Below are 14,687 nucleotides of genomic sequence, written 5' to 3' on the forward strand. Positions count from 1 at the left end.
GGCGGCCCTACGCTCGGGAGCATGGTGCTCGTTCCGCCACCCGCCCGACCTGGCCACACCGCCGCCGCCGTGTCGCTGGCGTTGCTCCTGCTCGCTGTCGTCGTGCTCGCGGTGTTGTGGGCGATCGTGTTCGGACCGCTGTGGCTGATCGGCGAAGAACGGCAGCTCCTGCTCTGGTACTGGGTGACGCCGTTGTCCGTGGTGCCGTGGACGGTTGCCGTCTCTGGCACCGTGGTGGCAGCGGTCGGGTGGGCTCGGAGTCGGGAGCGCCGAGCGGCCGTCCTGACGATCGCGGGGGCCTTGGTGGTTCTGCTGGCTACGCTGGCGATGTGGTTCGGCGGCCCGTTCACGGGAGCTTGATCACCGCCTCCGACGCCGCGGACAGGCGGTCGGCAAGCGTGCGGGTTGCGTCGCGGAGCTCCGGCGGCCCGAGGACGTCGAACACCGCGTCGAAGCCGGCAACCTTCGCGGCGAGGGCGGTCCACGACCACGAGCCCAGCGTTATGCGGCAGCGGTCGGTGCCGAGGTCCTCGAGGTCGGCGTCGGGCTCGAGGTACGGCGCCACCTGGCGCGCGGGGACGTGGAGCACGACGGAGCCCGTGCACGGCCAGGCGTCGACGACGTCCGAACCCTTGAAGCGTGCGGCGACGAAGGTGGCGGGGTCGCCGCCGGGGATCGGCCTCGGCCTGAAGTGCCGCCCGGTCGGGACCTCGAGGTGCATGCGGTCGAGCCGGTAGGTGCGCCAGTCGGCGGCGTCGGGGTCCCACGCGAGCAGGTACCACCGGCCGTTCCGTGCGACGACGGCGAGGGGCTCGACGCGGCGGGGCGGTCGGTCCTGCTGGTCGTCAGCGCCGTGGTCGAAGCGCAGGACCTGGTGCGTGCGCACGGCGTCGCTCACGGCGACGAGGACCTCGGGGTCGACGGTCGTCGCGCCCGGGGTGCTGATCACCTCGACCGCGTCGATCCGGTGTCGGAGGCGCGCGGGCATCACCTGACGGACCGCGGCGAGCGCCCGCACAGCGGACTCCGCGATGTCCGCGCCGGATGCGGGAGCGACGGCCAGGGCGAGGGCGATCGCCACCGCCTGCTCGTCGTCGAAGAGCAGCGGCGGGAGTTCCGACCCGGCGGACAGGCGGTAGCCGCCGGCCGGGCCCTTCAGTGCCTCGACCCGGTAGCCCAGCTCGCGCAGCCGGTCGACGTCGCGGCGCACCGTCCGCGGGCTGACGTCGAGGCGCTCGGCGAGGACGCCCCCCGGCCAGTCCCGGCGCACCTGCAGCAGGGAGAGCAGTGCGAGCATGCGCGACGACGGTCCGGACATGGATCGAGTATTGCCGGAGAAGCGGACATGATCTGACCACTTCGAGCGGCACAGTGATGCCCATGACGATCACCACGACTCCCCACCTCAACTTCGACGGCAACGCCCGCGAGGCACTCGACTTCTACGCCACGGCGTTCGGCACCGAGGTCGCCGCCATGACCTACGGCGCGATGGGCGCCACCGACGAGCCCGCCTGGGCCGACCGCATCGTGTGGGGCCAGGTGCAGACCACGTCGGGCATCCGCGTCATGGCCTTCGACGTGTGGCCCGGACAGCCGTACGACCAGGGCACGAACGCGTCCTACGTCTACCTGAGCGGCACCGACCCGGAGGAGGTCACCGCCGCGTGGAACGGGCTGCTCGACGGGGCCGAGGTCCGGCAACCGTTCGGTCCCTCGCCCTGGTCACCGCTCGCGGGGCAGCTCCGTGACCGCTTCGGCGTGATCTGGGCGCTCGACGTCGCACCCGACGCCGCACCCGACGCTCCGGCGACCGACAGCTGACTCCGGCTGACCTCGTCGTCCGTCGCTCGGGCATGCTGGTCGGCATGGGGGCAACGGGGACGACGGGGCAGGACGGCGAGCAGGCGCAGGAGCTCGCGCGAGCGCGGAAGGCCCGGGCGCGGAAGCTCCGCAAGCGTCGGACCCTCCGGCGGAACCTCCGACGGCAGATGGACTGGCGCGGGCGGTCCGTCCCGCCCCTCGGCTGGTTCATCGCGGTGCTCGCGGTCGCATACGGAGCGTTCTACGGCAGCGTGGACGACCCAGGGGACCTCGGCGCGGCCGGGCTCGTCGTCGGTCTCGGCGGTGTCGCAGCGGGCGTGGGGTGGGGGACGCTCGTGGTCGCCGCAGCGCCACCCCTCGTCGCCGTCCCGCTCATCACCGCGAGCATCTTCGTCGGGGCGCTGACGGTCGGCCCGCACGTGCCCGGAGCCGTCTCCGCCGGGATCGTGGGCATGGTCGCGGGGTGGATGGTCGGCATCGAGCTCCGGTGGCTCCTGGTCGGACGACGGCGGCCGCCCGAGGCGCCACAGCTCGTCGACCGGAGTCGTCCTCGGCGCCCGGCGCCGATCAACCGGTCGGAACGGACGACCCTCGCGTTCTCGGGTGCGGCCGGCGCAGGGCTGCTCGTCGTCCCCGCTCTGCTGCTCGTCGTCCCGACGCCCGACGTGCTGCCCGCGTGGCTCGTGCTCGTCGCGCTGGCCCTGCTCTGGTCCGTGCCCACCGGCTGGTGGAGCGGCACGGTGCAGAGTCGGTACGCGGTCGGCGGCGCACCGTTCGCCGCCGCGCAGTGGGGCATCCTGTTCAACGTCTGGGGCTCCGCGGGCGTCCACGGGATGCCGGCGACGCTGACGGCCGGCATGGCGGGCATCACCCTCGGGTTCGTCGCCCGCCGGCTGTACGAGGCGCGGGTCGGTCGACACCCCCGCCAGCGACCGGGATCGGCGTCCACCGCCTGAGCACCGCCCGCGGCTCAGGCCGTGGGCGTCCAGGTCGAGACGGTGACCGCTGCCGTGACCGTCGTCGCGGCGAACACCGTGTCAGGAGCGACGTGGTGGTGGCTCGGGCCCATGTGCACGACGTCGTGGACGTCCGGGGCCTCCAGCTCCATCGTCCAGGTCAGGTCCTCGGAGGAGCGCTGGACGAACGACGGGGTCAGGGAGTCGTGCAGTCGACGTTCCTTCTCGGGGTCGACGCTGATCGTGGCCTCCGCGAGCTCCGCCAGGTGCCCCGTCCGCGGTGTCACGACGACCAGGACGCCGTCCGCGTGCAGCACCCGCGCGTACTCGCGCTGGTTCCGCGGGGCGAAGACGTCGAGGACGACCGCAGCGGCGGCGTCGACCACGGGCAGGCGCTCCGTGACGTCACCGACCACGGCACCGGCCCGGTCGTGGACGCGAGCCGCGCGGCGCACGGCGACGGCCGACAGGTCCAACGCGACCCCCAGTCGCATGGCCGGGTCACGGCCGACAGGTACAGCGTCTCCGGGCGCGACCCCGAGCCTCCCGTCCGCGCCGGAGGCGTCGAGCGCATGCGCGAGGTACGTGCCGGGGCCGGCCCCGACGTCGAGGACCACGCCGGGAGCGGAGGCTGCCCCGACGACCGCGGCGAGCGCCCGCTCGACGGGTGCGTAGTGGCCGCGTCCGAGGAAGCGGATGCGGGCGTCGACCATCTCCGGGGTGTCCGCGGTCAGCGCGCGGCGCTTGGCGGGCAGGAGGGTGAGGTGGCCCTGCTTGGCCTCGTCGAAGCGGTGCCCGTTCGCGCAGCCGGCCTGGCCGCTGCCGGTGCGGGCGAGGGGCTCGCGGCAGACGGGGCAGGCGAGCACAGGGAGCAGGTCGTCGCGCACCGGACCAGCGTACGGGCGCTCGGCGCCGGTACGGTCGGGGCATGGCCGTCATCCACAACGCCGAACTCCGCCCGTCGAAGACCGACGCGATCGCCGCGTGGCTGCCGACGCAGCCGTGGAGCGGCGTCGACGAGGACCCGGCTCGGCGCGCGCCGCTCGTCGCGCTGGGTCGCTTCCGCTTCGACGACCCGGACGGCGAGGTCGGCGTGGAGACCTACCTGGTGCGCGTCGGGGACGGGCCCGTGCTGCACGTGCCGCTCACCTACCGGGGTGCGCCGCTGCCCGGGGCCGAGGCGTTCCTGGTGACCGAGATGGACCACTCCGTGCTCGGGCGCCGGTGGGTCTACGACGCGGTGGGTGACCCGGTGTACGCGGACGTCCTGCGGCGCGCGATCGCGACCGGTGGGCGCGAGGCCGACCTCGAGGCAGCGCCGGGCGAGGGTGGTCCGGCCCCGACGAAGGAGGGCACGGCAGTGGGCAGTGGGTCCGATGTCGACTCCCCCACCGTCTCCGCCGTGCACGTGGCGACCGCGGGGACGACCAGCACGGTGTCGACCGGGCACGGCGACCTCGTGGTGCTGCGTGTGGTCGGGGCGGAGGCGACGGACGCACCGGACGGTGCCACGCTCACGGCGACCTGGGCTGGTTCCGAGCCCACCGTCGTGGCGGTCCTCCGCGCCTGACGCCGACGGGGCGGGTACCGGCAGGGCCCCTCTGCGGTCCGGCCCGGATGGCAGGATCGGTGCCGTGAAGACACTGGAGTTGCCACAGACGGACCTCACCGCATCCGACGTCGTCGTCGGCCTGATGCGGATCAACGACATGAGCGACGAGGACATCCGCGCGCTGTACGCGGCCTCGCGCGACGCGGGCGTGACGATGTTCGACCACGCGGCCGTCTACGGCGGCTGGCACGGCTGCGAGGAGCGGTTCGGCTCCGCCGTGACGCTGTCCCCGGCGGAGCGCGCCGAGATCGTGCTGCAGACCAAGGTCGGCATCCGCCCGACGATCACCGGCGCGTACTTCGACTTCTCGTACGAGCACATCATGTCCTCGGTCGAGGAGTCGCTCACCGCCCTGCGCACCGACTTCATCGACGTCCTGCTGCTGCACCGCCCCGACGCCCTCGTGGAGCCGGAGGAGGTCGCGAAGGCCTTCGACGAGCTGCACGCCGCCGGCAAGGTGCACCACTTCGGCGTCTCGAACCACACCCCCGGGCAGGTCGAGCTGCTGAAGAAGTCCGTGCAGCAGCCCCTCGCCTTCAACCAGGTGCAGCTGAGCATCACGCACGCGAACGTCATCACGCAGGGCCTCGTCGCGAACATGGGCGGGCTCGACCAGGCCGTCGACCGTGACAACGACATCCTCAACTACTCGCGCCTGAACGACGTGACGCTGCAGGCCTGGTCGCCGTTCCAGAAGGGCTTCTTCGACGGCGTCTTCCTCGGCGACCGCGAGCAGTACCCGGAGCTGAACGACGTGCTCGAGGAGCTGGCCGCCGCCCACGGCGCCACCCCGACCGGGATCGCCGTCGCGTGGATCACCCGCCACCCCGCGCACTTCCAGGTCGTCCTCGGCACGACGAACCCGCAGCGCGTGCGCGACTCGGCCGCCGGTTCGGACATCGAGCTCAGCCGCGAGGAGTGGTACCGCGTGCTCACCGCCGCGGGGCACACCGTTCCCTGAGCCGTCTCGCGCTCGGGACATCGGGCAGGGTGGGGTCGTGATCGACGACTTCGCCCTGCCCGTTGTCCTGTCCGCCCGCACCGGCACCGTCAGGCTCCGCGACGCGACGGACGCCGACCTCGACGCGCTGATGGGCCTGCTCGCCGACGACCCGGTGAGCGCTGCCCGCGGTGACGTGGCCGACGCATCCGACCGGCCGCGGTACGCCGCCGCCCTGCGGGCGGTCGTCGAGGACCCCTCGAATGCTCTGCTGGTGGCCCAGGACCAGGCCGGGAGGCTCGTGGGGACCTTCCAGCTCACCCGCATCCCCGGGATGGCTCGCCAGGGATCCACCCGCCTGCTCGTCGAGGCCGTGCGGGTGCGCAGCGACCTGCGGTCGAGCGGGATCGGCGGCGCGATGATGCGCTGGGTGACGGACGTGGCCGCGCCGGCGCTCGGGGTCTCGCTCGTGCAGCTGACGTCCGACGCCGAGCGGACCGATGCCCACCGGTTCTACGAGCGGCTCGGGTTCACCGGGTCCCACGTGGGGTTCAAGTACCGGGTGCGCTGAGCCCGAGGGGCCGCCGTGGCTCCGGGGCGCTGCGGTGTCAGCGGGGCTGCGACCAGTGCTCGGCGAGGCGTCGCTGTGCTTGTGTAGTCGCAACGGACCGGTCAGCGGCCTGCGCCGTAGTGGCTCGAGACCTGGGCCGCGGTGAGGACCGAACCGTAGACCGCGGCGAAGCGCATCGAGCCGGTGTAGTAGTAGTTCGACCCGGACCCCGGCCAGCCGGAGACGGTGTCGTACCCGATGCGCCAGTAGCCGTTGCCCGGCTCCGGCACGGTGTACTTGGCGTTCGAGGCGACGACCGCGCCGTCGACGTAGAGCGCCATCCCGGTCGCGGCGGACATGGTCGCGACGACGTGGTGCCAGGTGCCGTCGTTGTACGCCTTCGGTGAGGTGACGACCTGCGTGCCGTTGTTGTACGTGCCGAACACGAGCTGCCCGCTGGTGTTGAGGTAGACCTGGCGGTCGTGCTGCCCCGAGACGGCGACCTGGCTGCCGCCGAACCCGATCAGCAGGCCGCCGGCGACGGTCGTGCGGAACCAGACCTCCTCGCTGAAGGTCGTCGGGTTCTGCTGGAGCGCCGGCGTCGACACGAAGTTCGACGACCCGTTGAGCAGCCAGGCGGTACCGGGGTCGCGCGGGCAGGCGATCGGGCTCGGCGTGCTGGCCGTCATCCCGCCCTGGTAGGTGCCGTTGGCGGCCTTCCCGGAGAAGTCCGCGGCGGTCACGGAGCCCGTCGCCTCGGTGAACCGGTACGCGAAGAGCGCCTTCGATGCGGACGCGTCGAACCCGACCTGGCCGGTGCAGGTGTTCGACGCGGCGGTGCCGGCGGAGTTGGCGCTGTTCGCGATCTGCGCGCTGAAGCCGGAGCGGGTCGGTGCGAACTGGTTGAGCAGGACGACGACCGCGAGGGCCAGGACGAGCAGGATCGCGACGACCTTGCCGTCGCGCAGGCGGTGGAGGTTCACTCGGCACGCACCGTCTCGACGCGGCCGACCATCAGGCAGCAGACGAGCGGGACCAGGCACAGCACGATGAGGAACACCCAGCCCATGGGGTCGAGGTCGATGTTGGACGTCAGCTGGTAGTGGCCGGTCTTCGTCAGCTCGTCGATCGTGACCCGGCCGACCTCGCCGTCGACGAGGTGCACGGTGTTGCCGCCGTGCGCGTCGACCCGGACCGGGAACATGCCCGAGGAGATGATCGTCGCCTCGACGCTGTGCGGGGAGGACTCGTTCGAGATCGTGGTGATGTTCACGAACGGCTTGAGGACGAACGCCGCGTAGGACACCGTCAGGGCCGACCCCGCGATGCGGAGCGACGACCGCGTGACCCTGTCGGTGAAGGGGCTGGTGAGGACCCAGATGAGCAGGGTCCCGATCATCAGGAGCGGGGCCGCGCGGAACAGCCAGCCGAGGTGCGGAACGAGGGCGATCGGGGCGCCGACGATGTTCTCCTGCGTGAGCGTCCACGGGTCGGTGGCGCCGTTCGCGTCACCGCGGGTGTGGACGCCACCGTCGGGGTCGATCGCGATGATGCGGTGCGTGTAGGTGACGCCCGGGTTGGCGCTGGTCTCGAACGAGACGACGTCGCCGACCGCGAGCGAGGAGACCGTCACCGGCAGGTCGAGGACCAGGGTGCCGACCGGAGCCGCTTCACCCATCGAGGGCGTCTCGACGACGAACCAGCGACCACCGCTGCCGAGGAAGACCGCCGCCGCCGCGAGCAGGAGCCCGGCGACGACCGCGACGGTCCAGGCCGTCATCGACTCGGTCCGCGTCGCCGCGTGACCGCCGAGCAGCGGGCGGCTGAGCGTGCCGCTCAGGGGGATGGCCGTGGTCTGGCTCATGCGCTGCTGCCTCTCTGGTCTGGTCGGGTGCGGTGGCGGGGGACGTGGGCGGACGACGTCCCGGTCGCGTGCGGCGAGCGGGACGTCGTCCGGTGGAGGTGGATCAGGCCGTGAAGGTCCAGGTCATCGGCACCGACGCGGCGAGGCCCTGGTAGGTGTTGCCGGCGCTGGAGTCCAGCGTGACCGCGAAGTTGAAGGGCGTGGAGGCACCGGCGGTGGGGGCGGCGGGCATCGTGAACGCGGAGGCGGCGGCACCCTTGAAGGAGGCGAGCGTGCCGGAGAACACCGTGCTCGAGCCGGAGGTGATCACGAGGTTCATCTTGGCGCAGAGGTCGGTCGCGGAGCCGGTGGCCGAGGTGGGGGTGGTCTGCGTGCAGGTCGCACCCGGGCTCAGCGTGAAGGTGCTCGCGGCAGCGGTGCCGGTGTTCTTGATCGAGATCGCCGTGTTGACCGTGTTGCCCGGCGTCATCGTGGTGCTGCCGCCGAACTTGTTGATCGTCGAGCAGGACGCGGAGTTGGTGGAGACCGACCCGGCGTCGGTGCTGAGGCAGCTGACCGTCGCGCCGGCGTTCTGCTCCTGCATGATCAGCGTGCCGCTGCCGGCGGTGTTGCTCGTGTTGGTGATGCTCGCCGCGAACCCGGAGAGGGTGCCGGTCAGGGAGAGGGAGAGCAGGACGGCTGCGAAGATGCCCGCGGAGAGCGCAACGGGCGCGAAGCGGAGGCGCTTGAGCGGGGAGACGCGGAGCGGGTTCGACACGGGGTACCTCGATGTTCGGGAGTGTGGGTGGCTACCGCAGGGCGCGATTGCTTAATCATCAAGATAGTGAACCGTTCAAGCACAGGCCAGCCCCCGCCCGGCCCCAGAGGAGGGGACACCCGCGCAGGGGACACCGTCTCGTGGTCGACCGTGCTGCGTCACCGGTTCTTGCACAGTGCCGTGTAGTGTCCGGCGTCGAGACATCGAGGGGACGGCGACATGCAACCGGGACGGCTGGGCGACGACAGCAGCGAGCTCATCGCCGCCTTCGACGCGGTCGTGCGGGCCAACGCGAGCGTCGTCACGCAGGTCAGCGCACGCGCCGGGATCCACGAGAGCGCCCTCCGCGCCCTCACCCTGATCAGTGACACCGGGTACTCGACCCCGACCGAGGTCGCGGGCTACCTCGGCCTGACCTCGGGCGCGGTGACGAACATGGTCGACCGGCTCTCGGCTGCCGGGTTCGTCGAGCGGCAGCGCAACCCGAACGACCGCCGGGGTTCGCACCTCGTCCTCAGCTCCGCGGGCACCGCCCTGGTCGCCGAGGTCCGGCAGCGCTACGCCGACGTGCTCCGGACGGTCGACTCCTCGGGCTCGGCGGACCTGCTCCACGCACTCAGCGACATCGCGAACGGCCTGCTGCAGCAGGCGGCGGCCATCTCCGCCGCGAAGGACCCCGACGGCGCCTGATCGCATCCGGTGAGGTCGCACTTCGTGTCGCCAACCCGATCAGGGACCCGACACGAAGTGCGATCTCACCGGCTGGGGTGGGGTGGAGCCGGGACCGACGCGGGCGAGGGCGACCCCATCGGCGCGAGGAACAGCGCCGGCGCAGCGGGGTCCGCCGCCGCACGGCTGACCACCTCGACCTCGATGTCGAGCCCGTGTGCCGGGTCCTCGTCGAGTTCGAGACCGTTCTCGGTCACCTGGTCCTCGGGGATGGCGCGGCCCTTCGACGGGTCGAACGCACTGCTCATCGACATGCGACGAGCATGCCCGCCGCCGATGAGCGGATCCTAGGAGTCGAGCTCGCCGTCCTCCGACAGCTCCTCGGAGAGGTCCTCCGCGTCCACCCGGTCGCCGGGCTGCGGTCGACGGAACACGGGGCCGCCGCCGGCCTCGTCCTCGTCCTGGAGTCGCTCGGACGACGCGTCCGCCTCCTCCGACGTCGACGTCACCGCGCCGGAGACCGAGACCGGACCGGAGTCCGAGCCCTCAGCACCCCGCCCCTCCTCGACCTCGAGCTCGGAGGCATCCGAGCCGTCCACGGGGACGTCACTGCCCTGCTGTTCCGGATCGAACGGTGCGCTCATCGACATGGGGCGAGCATGCTCCGCCCGGGTGAACGGCGGGTCAACGCTGTCCGTCCGACGCGATGAGCTCGAGCTGCGTGAGCTCGATGTCCGTCACCGCGGTGAACCGGAAGGCCGACCCGCCACCACGGAGACGGAACACCCGCGTCTGCCCGGCCCAGTCGAAGACGGCATCCGTCACGACGACCGAGCCGGCGCCCGGACCCGTGTCCGCACCCCCGAGCGCGACCTGCCACGAGTACGTCCCCGCCGCGGCGACCGTCACCGTGTACAGCGACGCGGACCCGACGGACACCGGTACCTCGACCACGTCCCCCGCGGCGAGCGCCGTCACGGTGCGCCCGGTGTCGTCCGTCAGCGGCGAGGCCCCGACGGGCAGCACGTCGACCGGGGTGTCGCGGTACCCGTGCACCTCGGACGCCGACACGGGCCGCGTGTCCGCCGCCCACCCACTCGGCGACGACGACAGCGACACGACGATCCGCGACGCCCCGACCACCACCGTGTGCGGGATGCTCACGGACGTCCAGGGGTCCCCGTCCACGGTGACCGAGGCGACGAACCGCCCGTCGCCGGCGGTCTCGATGACGGTGGGCGAGCCTCCGACCGGTCGCAGCACCGCGCGCCGGACCGACGGCGGCACGATCACGTAGGACCCGCTCGCCGGTGCCAGCGGGTACAGCCCGACCGTCGCGAAGACGTACCAGGCGCTCATCTCGCCGTTGTCCTCGTCGCCGGGGTACCCCTGGCCGAGGTCCGAGCCGACGAACAGCCGGTCGACCGCCTGCCGGACGACGCGGTGGGCGTCGTCGTGGCGGCCGGTGAACATCGGGAAGAAGGGGATGTGGTGCGCGGGCTGGTTCGACAGCCCGAGCATGCCCATGCGGACGTCGCGGGCCTCGGTCATCTCGTGGATGGCGAAGCCGTAGTGCCCGGCGCGGTCGGTCGCGCCGGTCTCCTGGGTCGCGAAGAAGCGGTCGACGGCGGCGTCGAAGCGCTCCTGGCCGCCGTGCAGGTCGACGATGCCGGTACCGTCGTGCGGGGCGGTGAACATCGTGCCCCAGGCGTTCGTCTCGGTGTAGTCGCCGCCCCACTGGTCGGGGTCGTACCCCTCCCCCTCGCGCCACTCGCCGTCAGGACGGCGTCCGATGAAGAACCCGCGGCGGCGGTCGAACACGTTGCGGTACTGCAGGGACCGCCGGGCGAACCACTCGGCCTCGGCCTCGTACCGCTCGCGGTCCGCCGGATCCGTGGTCCGGCCCGCCAGGGCGGTCGCCAGCACCGAGATGCTCCAGTCGTTGATCGCCGCGTCGAGGGTCCAGGACATCCCCTCCGACGTGTCGGTGTCGACATGGCCGCGGAAGGCGCCCGGGAGGCTCCCCTTGCGTCCGACACGCTCGTCCCGTGGCGGGACGGTCGCGTTCTTCACGGCGCTCCGGTAGGCCTGCTCCACGTCGAAGCCGTCGACGCCCTTCGACACGAGGTCGCCGAAGACGGTGTCGCTCGTGGTGCCGGTCATGCAGTCCTCGGCGCCGGGAGCACTCCAGCGCGGGGTCCAGCCGCCGTCGTGGAAGTGCTCGACGAACCCCTGCGCGAGGTCGGCGGCGGTGTCGGGCGTGAGCAGCCCGAGCAGCGGCCAGGCCGTGCGGTAGGTGTCCCAGAACCCGTTCGTGGTCGTCATCGCGGAGTTGACGACCTCGGGGCCGGGCTCGTCGCGGATCGGGTCCGCCAGCACCGAGCCGTACGGGGAGCGGTGCCGCGGGCTGCCCGTGAGCGCGGTCTCGCCGGCACGGTTCGGGTAGAGGAACAGCCGGTACAGGCCCGAGTAGAGCGACGTCAGCTGGTCGTCGGTGGCGCCGTCGACCTCGAGCGTCGCGAGCTCGGTCTCCCACGCGGCCTCGGCACGGGCACGCATGGTGTCGAAGGGGCCGGCGGCGTCGAGGTTGGCGCGGGCGTCCTCGGGCGAGACGGTCGAGATGCCGAGCAGCACGTCGGTGTCGCCGGCGACGGTGAACCAGCCTGCGAGCACGCCGTCGGTGACCGCGGTGTGGTCCTCGGTCACGCCGGGGACCCGCACGTGCACGAAGTGCGACGGAGTGCCGGGGCGGTCGTCGAGGTGCGCGTCGACGACCCCGGTGCCGTCGGCGTCGACCCGCACGGTGCCCTCGAGCAGGCGACCGTGGTGGTCGAGCACGACGCTCCGCACGCCGGTGAAACGGAAGCCGAGGGCGAACTCCCCCGGGGTCATCTCCGCGGTGACACCGTGCTCGAGCGCCACGCGGTAGCGGTGCGGGCCGTCGAGCTCGTCGTCGTGGTCGAAGGCCAGGGCCCGGGCGGTGCGGTCGACCTCGGGGTGCGCCAGCGGGGAGGGCATCACCTGGAACACGCCGCGGTCCGCCATCCACGGCGACGGGATGTGGCTCGTGGCGAAGGCCTGGATCGCGGGGCGGTTGTCGCTCGCCCGGTTGTGCTCCTGGTACGCGTACGGCCACCGGTTGCTGGCGGCGTCGGTCATCGGCAGCCCGAAGACCCCGCCGTGCGGCAGCCCGACGAGCGGGGCGTTGTTGCCGCGGGAGAACCGGGACGACGCCTGCGTGCCGCGGGTGGTGCGGACGTGGTCGAGCGGGCGGGTGGGTGCCGGGCGACGGGGTGCCTCGATGCGGACGTCGTCGAGCCAGCCACGCAACGCGGGCATCCCGGCGTCCGCAGCGGGCGTGGCGGAGCCGACCCGGGCCTCCAGGCGGTCGACGACGCGCCCCGTGACGGACGTCAGGGAGACCTCGCGCCGGTTCCACTGGTCCACCCACTGCTTGCGGGCGGCGTCCTGCGCTTCCGGGGTCAGGGCGTCGCCGTACTGGTCGTGGGCGGTGTCGGACAGCCGGGAGCCGTCGGTGAAGACGACGTCGAGCGTGAACGCGGTCGCGTCCCAGAAGTGGTCGAGGTCGGCCTCGGTGGGTTCGTCCTGGCCGTCGGGCAGGGTGCGCTCGGGGAACCAGACCCAGGACAGGCGGTCCCCGGACTGGATCGCCCGTCCGCCGAACCCGGGGACGAGGGCGTCGACCGTGCCCGATCCCGCTGGTCGCTCGACGAGGAGCCCTTCGAGCGACGTGAAGCCGACATGGTCCCTGGCTGCGACGGCCGTCGTCGGGCCACCGCTCCGTTGCAGTTCTCGCACGTCACCACCCTATTTGCTCCAGTGGATGGACGAAACCGCTCAGTCGGCGGCGATGCGGGCGAGCCAGTCGCGCAGCAGGCCGCGTTCCGCCGGGGACAGCACAGCGAGGGCGTGGTCGTCAGCGGTGAGCCGGACGGCCGCGGCACGGGTGGCACCGGCCGCACCGGCGTCGTCGGCCGGGGCGGTGTCGTCCGTCAGGATCGCCGATGCCAGCGCGTCCCAGGCCGCGTCCGTGAGTGCGGGGTCGCGCTCGTCGACCGGGGCGCCGAGCAGTGCCAACACCAGGCCGACGCCGATCGCGTGCACGAGCGACACCGCGCGGGCCTCGGGCACACGGAGCCGCCCGGCGAGGGCCACGCGGTGGACTCGTTCGCGCAGGACGGCGATGCCGCGGTCCTCAGCCTCGGACCGCGGGCGCAGGGGGTCCGAGAGCAGCGCGATCAGGCCGGGGTTGGCCAGGCCGAACGTGACGTGGGCGTCGAACGAGTCGCGGAGGTGCTCGATCGGGTCGACGTCGTCCGGCACCGTCTTGCCGGCGACGTAGGCGGAGAAGACCTGGTCGGCGACGGCCTCGAGCAACCCGTCCTTGTCGCCGAACTGCCGGTAGATCGTCGGCGCCTGCACCCCGGCTGCTGCGGCGACCGCCCGGGTCGTGACGGCGTGGGGCCCGCCGGCAGCCAGCAGCTCGGACGCGACGTCGACGATGCGCGCCCGGACGGTGTCGCGTTCGGTCGTGGCGATGCTCATGCAGCAACGATAACGCGCTCTTGTTACCGCTGCTTTATCGGTGCTACTGTCCTGACGTTTCCGTTGATAACACGAAGGGCGTCACCATGATCATCGTCACCGGCGCGACCGGGGCCCTCGGCTCCGCCACCGTCCACGAACTCCTGCGCCACCTGCCGCCGACCGAGGTCGGGGTGAGCGTCCGTGACACCGCCAAGGCGCAGGACCTCGCCGGGCTCGGCGTCCGGGTCCGGCAGGGCGACTTCGCCGACCCGGACTCGCTCGCCCACGCCTTCGAGGGCGCCGACCGGGTGCTCCTCGTGTCTGGCTCGACGCTCGGGCCCGAGGGTGTCGCCCTGCACGCGGCGGCCGCTCGGGCAGCCCGGGACGCCGGCGCTTCGCGGGTGTTCTACACCGCGCACCAGGACACGCGGGCGGACTCCCCCGTGCCGTTCGCCGTCGACCACGCCGCGACCGAGGCAGCGCTCGCCGAGCTCGGGACCCCCTGGACCTCGCTGCGGAACGGCTTCTACGCGCACACCGTCGGGTGGCTCATCGCCGGGGCCGTCGAGCGCGGCGAGCTGCTCCTGCCCGCGGACGGCCCGATCTCCTGGACCGCTCGCGAGGACCTGGCTGCCGGTGACGCCGTCCTGCTCGCGCAGGGTCCGACGTTCGACGGCCCCACGCCGGCGCTCACCGCGACCGAGGCCGTCACGTTCGACGTCGTCGCCCGGGTCCTGTCCGAGGTCACCGGGACCACCGTGCGGCGCACCGTCGTGGACGACGAGGAGTGGGTCGCCCAGCAGATCGCGCACGGCATGCCGGAACACGCTGCGCACCTGATGCTCGGCATGTTCCAGGGCGCCAGGGCCGGCGAGTTCGACGAGGTCGACCCGCTGCTCGGCGAACTGCTCGGCCGGGAGCCGCTGCCCGTGCGCGCTGCGATCGAGGCTGCGCTCACCCGCTGAAC

General features: G+C 72.6%; 17 protein-coding genes. 8 read left to right on the forward strand and 9 right to left on the reverse strand.

Annotated elements, in window-relative coordinates:
• The first annotated feature begins 21 nt into the window (after positions 1 to 21).
• Positions 22 to 360 carry a hypothetical protein gene (locus tag ITJ54_RS05965; protein WP_194626549.1) on the forward strand — a complete coding sequence of 113 codons (339 nt, stop codon included), beginning with the start codon at positions 22 to 24 and terminating at the stop codon, positions 358 to 360.
• Here ITJ54_RS05965 and ITJ54_RS05970 read toward each other — a convergent pair.
• On the reverse strand, positions 347 to 1,318 hold the full coding sequence (locus ITJ54_RS05970) for a helix-turn-helix transcriptional regulator (protein ID WP_194626551.1): 972 nt from the start codon (positions 1,316 to 1,318) through the stop codon (positions 347 to 349). The two genes, ITJ54_RS05965 and ITJ54_RS05970, sit on opposite strands and share 14 nt — an antisense overlap.
• A gap of 62 nt (positions 1,319 to 1,380) precedes the next feature.
• Between ITJ54_RS05970 and ITJ54_RS05975 the strand changes: the two genes are divergently transcribed.
• Positions 1,381 to 1,824 carry a VOC family protein gene (locus ITJ54_RS05975; protein ID WP_194626553.1) on the forward strand — a complete coding sequence of 148 codons (444 nt, stop codon included), beginning with the start codon at positions 1,381 to 1,383 and terminating at the stop codon, positions 1,822 to 1,824.
• A gap of 44 nt (positions 1,825 to 1,868) precedes the next feature.
• Positions 1,869 to 2,780 carry a hypothetical protein gene (locus ITJ54_RS05980; RefSeq protein WP_194626555.1) on the forward strand — a complete coding sequence of 304 codons (912 nt, stop codon included), beginning with the start codon at positions 1,869 to 1,871 and terminating at the stop codon, positions 2,778 to 2,780.
• 14 nt (positions 2,781 to 2,794) lie between these two features.
• On the opposite strand, the gene ITJ54_RS05985 is transcribed toward ITJ54_RS05980, so the two are convergent.
• The gene (locus ITJ54_RS05985; RefSeq protein WP_194626557.1) at positions 2,795 to 3,667 is read right to left on the reverse strand and encodes a putative RNA methyltransferase; all 873 of its coding nucleotides are present in this window, start codon (positions 3,665 to 3,667) and stop codon (positions 2,795 to 2,797) included.
• 41 nt (positions 3,668 to 3,708) lie between these two features.
• On the opposite strand from ITJ54_RS05985, the gene ITJ54_RS05990 reads away from it, so the two are divergent.
• The 3 genes from ITJ54_RS05990 (at position 3,709) to ITJ54_RS06000 (ending at position 5,903) form a co-directional block, all read left to right on the forward strand.
• A complete protein-coding gene (locus ITJ54_RS05990) occupies positions 3,709 to 4,350 on the forward strand; it encodes a CG0192-related protein (protein ID WP_194626559.1) in 642 nt (213 codons plus the stop codon).
• Positions 4,351 to 4,414: 64 nt separating this feature from the next.
• Entirely contained in the window at positions 4,415 to 5,353 is a 939-nt protein-coding gene (locus ITJ54_RS05995) for an aldo/keto reductase (RefSeq protein WP_194626561.1), read from the forward strand.
• 37 nt (positions 5,354 to 5,390) lie between these two features.
• Positions 5,391 to 5,903 (forward strand): GNAT family N-acetyltransferase, encoded by a 513-nt coding sequence (locus ITJ54_RS06000; RefSeq protein WP_194626563.1) that lies wholly within the window; start codon positions 5,391 to 5,393, stop codon positions 5,901 to 5,903.
• Positions 5,904 to 6,004: 101 nt separating this feature from the next.
• Here the strand turns inward: ITJ54_RS06000 and ITJ54_RS06005 are convergent, their stop codons facing one another.
• From ITJ54_RS06005 to ITJ54_RS06015, 3 genes are all read right to left on the reverse strand, one after another.
• Positions 6,005 to 6,865: a LamG domain-containing protein gene (locus ITJ54_RS06005; protein ID WP_194626566.1), complete on the reverse strand. Its 861-nt coding sequence runs from the start codon at positions 6,863 to 6,865 to the stop codon at positions 6,005 to 6,007.
• Positions 6,862 to 7,746 (reverse strand): S26 family signal peptidase, encoded by an 885-nt coding sequence (locus ITJ54_RS06010; protein ID WP_194626568.1) that lies wholly within the window; start codon positions 7,744 to 7,746, stop codon positions 6,862 to 6,864. Before ITJ54_RS06010 ends, ITJ54_RS06005 begins: the two co-directional genes overlap by 4 nt.
• Before the next feature lie 103 nt (positions 7,747 to 7,849).
• The gene (locus ITJ54_RS06015) at positions 7,850 to 8,503 is read right to left on the reverse strand and encodes a hypothetical protein (RefSeq protein WP_194626569.1); all 654 of its coding nucleotides are present in this window, start codon (positions 8,501 to 8,503) and stop codon (positions 7,850 to 7,852) included.
• A 219-nt stretch (positions 8,504 to 8,722) separates the two neighbouring features.
• Here ITJ54_RS06015 and ITJ54_RS06020 point away from each other — a divergent pair, with 219 nt between their 5' ends.
• Positions 8,723 to 9,193, forward strand: coding sequence for a MarR family winged helix-turn-helix transcriptional regulator (locus ITJ54_RS06020; protein ID WP_194626571.1), 471 nt, complete (start codon positions 8,723 to 8,725; stop codon positions 9,191 to 9,193).
• A 65-nt stretch (positions 9,194 to 9,258) separates the two neighbouring features.
• Here the strand turns inward: ITJ54_RS06020 and ITJ54_RS06025 are convergent, their stop codons facing one another.
• Genes ITJ54_RS06025 through ITJ54_RS06040 form a run of 4 tightly spaced genes read right to left on the reverse strand, consistent with a single transcriptional unit; the run spans position 9,259 to position 13,738 of the window.
• Positions 9,259 to 9,486: a hypothetical protein gene (locus ITJ54_RS06025; RefSeq protein ID WP_194626573.1), complete on the reverse strand. Its 228-nt coding sequence runs from the start codon at positions 9,484 to 9,486 to the stop codon at positions 9,259 to 9,261.
• 33 nt (positions 9,487 to 9,519) lie between these two features.
• Positions 9,520 to 9,822 carry a hypothetical protein gene (locus ITJ54_RS06030; RefSeq protein ID WP_194626575.1) on the reverse strand — a complete coding sequence of 101 codons (303 nt, stop codon included), beginning with the start codon at positions 9,820 to 9,822 and terminating at the stop codon, positions 9,520 to 9,522.
• 34 nt (positions 9,823 to 9,856) lie between these two features.
• Positions 9,857 to 12,991: a GH92 family glycosyl hydrolase gene (locus ITJ54_RS06035; protein ID WP_323741610.1), complete on the reverse strand. Its 3,135-nt coding sequence runs from the start codon at positions 12,989 to 12,991 to the stop codon at positions 9,857 to 9,859.
• 39 nt (positions 12,992 to 13,030) lie between these two features.
• Positions 13,031 to 13,738 (reverse strand): TetR/AcrR family transcriptional regulator, encoded by a 708-nt coding sequence (locus tag ITJ54_RS06040; protein ID WP_194626577.1) that lies wholly within the window; start codon positions 13,736 to 13,738, stop codon positions 13,031 to 13,033.
• Between the two features lie 86 nt (positions 13,739 to 13,824).
• Between ITJ54_RS06040 and ITJ54_RS06045 the strand changes: the two genes are divergently transcribed.
• On the forward strand, positions 13,825 to 14,685 hold the full coding sequence (locus tag ITJ54_RS06045; RefSeq protein ID WP_194626579.1) for an NAD(P)H-binding protein: 861 nt from the start codon (positions 13,825 to 13,827) through the stop codon (positions 14,683 to 14,685).
• The last annotated feature ends 2 nt before the right edge of the window (positions 14,686 to 14,687 follow it).

The sequence above is a fragment of the Curtobacterium sp. VKM Ac-2865 genome (assembly GCF_015350905.1).
Classification (GTDB): Bacteria; Actinomycetota; Actinomycetes; order Actinomycetales; family Microbacteriaceae; genus Curtobacterium.

What these genes read in the sequence shown, in the direction of transcription:
- ITJ54_RS05975 (WP_194626553.1), top strand. Translation starts at nt 1,381, where the DNA reads ATGACGATCACCACGACTCCCCACCTCAACTTCGACGGCAACGCCCGC.
- ITJ54_RS05965 (WP_194626549.1), top strand. Translation starts at nt 22, where the DNA reads ATGGTGCTCGTTCCGCCACCCGCCCGACCTGGCCACACCGCCGCCGCC.
- ITJ54_RS05990 (WP_194626559.1), top strand. Translation starts at nt 3,709, where the DNA reads ATGGCCGTCATCCACAACGCCGAACTCCGCCCGTCGAAGACCGACGCG.
- ITJ54_RS06045 (WP_194626579.1), top strand. Translation starts at nt 13,825, where the DNA reads ATGATCATCGTCACCGGCGCGACCGGGGCCCTCGGCTCCGCCACCGTC.
- ITJ54_RS05970 (WP_194626551.1), bottom strand. Translation starts at nt 1,318, where the DNA reads ATGTCCGGACCGTCGTCGCGCATGCTCGCACTGCTCTCCCTGCTGCAG.
- ITJ54_RS06010 (WP_194626568.1), bottom strand. Translation starts at nt 7,746, where the DNA reads ATGAGCCAGACCACGGCCATCCCCCTGAGCGGCACGCTCAGCCGCCCG.
- ITJ54_RS06040 (WP_194626577.1), bottom strand. Translation starts at nt 13,738, where the DNA reads ATGAGCATCGCCACGACCGAACGCGACACCGTCCGGGCGCGCATCGTC.
- ITJ54_RS06025 (WP_194626573.1), bottom strand. Translation starts at nt 9,486, where the DNA reads ATGTCGATGAGCAGTGCGTTCGACCCGTCGAAGGGCCGCGCCATCCCC.
- ITJ54_RS05980 (WP_194626555.1), top strand. Translation starts at nt 1,869, where the DNA reads ATGGGGGCAACGGGGACGACGGGGCAGGACGGCGAGCAGGCGCAGGAG.
- ITJ54_RS06020 (WP_194626571.1), top strand. Translation starts at nt 8,723, where the DNA reads ATGCAACCGGGACGGCTGGGCGACGACAGCAGCGAGCTCATCGCCGCC.
- ITJ54_RS06030 (WP_194626575.1), bottom strand. Translation starts at nt 9,822, where the DNA reads ATGTCGATGAGCGCACCGTTCGATCCGGAACAGCAGGGCAGTGACGTC.